The organism is Methanosarcina spelaei (assembly GCF_002287235.1).
GTDB classification, from domain to species: Archaea; Halobacteriota; Methanosarcinia; order Methanosarcinales; family Methanosarcinaceae; genus Methanosarcina; species Methanosarcina spelaei.
The window spans coordinates 1-2,349 of sequence record NZ_LMVP01000218.1; the positions used below are offsets into that span (position 1 = coordinate 1).

A 2,349-nucleotide genomic window follows, 5' to 3' on the forward strand; every position below is an offset into this window, starting at 1 on the left:
TTGAAGTTCTCGAATATCAAATGGAAGCCAGAGCTCCGGATGCCCTTCAAGAAGGTAAAAACTTAGAAGTTAATCTGGACCTGAAGAATGCACCTGCAGAGAAAAATTATACTTACTGGGCTGTAATGATAAAGGATAGTGCCTATACAGCATCTGAAGACACGAACTCAAGGTGGAGGATGACAACAGGAATCAGGCCTATTGTGAACGGAGTTGACATTATCGGTAGTTTGGAAACAAGTCTGAACAGACATGAATCTGAAAATGGAAATGACGAGCTTGAGGACGAAATCCAGACTATTATAGGGAAAGATAATGGTACGATAAGTATAAGTGAGAAGAATCAGAGGAACCTTTCCCTGAAAAGCCTGGAACTTCCTTCAGGAGACTACCTCCTAGTTACGGGCGCATATGAAGATAGTGAAGGTCTTACAGGTATATTCCAGAAAAAGGTAAGAATGTCATCCGAAAACTTACACGGGTTGGACCTGAAATCCATATCCGGAAAATACCTTGGGGAGTACATCTTCAATGAAATTAAGAGCATCTCCGCTTATGTAAATTAAGTCTATTTCCTGACTCCACAATTACACATGTCCAAAGATGTCAGTCCATACATTCAGACAAACTCATTAGCAGAAGTCTTAGGAAATCTTCTAAAATTTCCCTTCTTCCTGTTAGGCTCTGCAGTAACTCTACTGATCTGATGAGACTTGCGGTACTGAGAAAAAAGAAATAAAACAGGTAAATAAACTCGGAAAACCAAAAGAAAAAGTTTTTTCCAGTCTTAATAAAAACCCAAAAACTCGAGAATAAAAGGAGAAAGAACGTACAAAACTACAATCCTTTCCTTTTTACAGCGGCATGTAAAAACCTGTACATTGGGATGCTTTACTGCAAGCAATAAGGAACACTAAAAAAGCAAAATATATAAACCAGTTTTATCATTTATGTTTATATCTGTCTAGAATTTTTATAAATAGTCTTCTGGTATAATAAATATACATATAGTACAGCTATTCAATGGACAATAGCCTTTCTAGTCAAGAAAACATCACCAAGAAGAGAGGTTAAAAAAATTGTTTTCCGAAGAAATTGAGTCAGTAAAGCCAGTTTTCACATTTATCAAAAATCCGAAGAATAAGGAAAGTTTGAGACTCCTGTTTTTGCTTCTTATTTTCCTGTTTCTGATTATTTCTCCCGGAGCAGCTGCCTCAAGTAGCTGGGAACTTACTCCCCAAAATCCTGCTGCTGGAGATATAATTGAAATAAAAGGAACCGGTTTTGAAGGAGATAGTGCGAAAGCACTGGTATCTTTCGAAAAAGATGTAACGGTCCAGGGTGGAGAATATGAGTACACGCTTGAAGATGTAGTGATCCCCTCTAGCTCCTACAATAGTTTTACTGTACAGGCAGAAGGAGTCGAGGATCTGAATGTGAGAGCAAAGATGCTCTTATGGTTAACTAAAAGCGCAGAAGCAAAAGACGGTACTGCTACTGTTTCTCAGACAAATGTTCCTGGAGGAACATATGAGATCAGGATCGATGGAAAGGCAAGTAGTTCCGAGGTCAAGCTCAAGATAACAGCCATGCAAGAAGTAGAGGTAGAATCTGACGGAAGTCTCAGCTACCTATATAGTACTAAGTCTATACCGGGAGGCGATTTTGAAGTAAACATTGGAGGCATTACAAAGCAGATAGAATTACAGTCTGCAGAAAATCTGTCTTCGGAACAGAACTTGAGTGAAGAACAAAATAACGAAAGTCTGCCTTCAGAAACAAATTCTTCAGAACAGAATTCAAGTGAAGGAAAAGACAACGAAAGTTCTGGAAATGCAACCCAGGAAAAGCTGAAAAAATCCGACGGAAACTCTCGAAGATCGAGCTTGATATCCAGCTCCGAGAAGGCTATAGGAGATAATATCTCCTCAGTGAAAAGCAAAATCTCTTCGCTTATGAAAGTTAAGTCCATTCTCGAAAATCCAAAAGCATTCATATTCGAAGATATCAAGCCATACATTCAGGCAAACTCGTTAGCAGAAGTCTTAAGAAATCCTCCAAAAATTCCCTCCTTCCTGTTAGGCTTTGCAGTAACTCTACTGATAGGGCTTGCGGTACTGAGGAAAAAGAAATAAAAAATGTAAATAGATCCGGAAAACAAGACTGGAAAATTTCCAACCTTAATAAAAACCGGAAAATTTGAAAAATATAAAGAAAAAGAATGTAGGAAACTACAATCCTTCCTCTTCACAGCAATATGTAAAAACCTGTATATTGGGATGCTTTACTGAAGTGATATAGGACACAAAAAAGAAAAAATATATAAACTAGTTTTATTATTTGTCCTAT

The 2,349-nt window shown here is 37.8% G+C and carries 2 protein-coding genes; both read left to right on the forward strand.

The genetic code is table 11. The features are described from left to right. Nucleotides 1-566: TIGR04279 domain-containing protein (locus ASJ81_RS11225; protein WP_141241681.1), on the forward strand; the 566-nt coding region annotated here is incomplete at its 5' end. A 513-nt stretch (nt 567-1,079) separates the two neighbouring features. Beyond that, entirely contained in the window at nt 1,080-2,135 is a 1,056-nt protein-coding gene (locus tag ASJ81_RS11230) for a hypothetical protein (protein ID WP_095644523.1), read from the forward strand. The last annotated feature ends 214 nt before the right edge of the window (nt 2,136-2,349 follow it).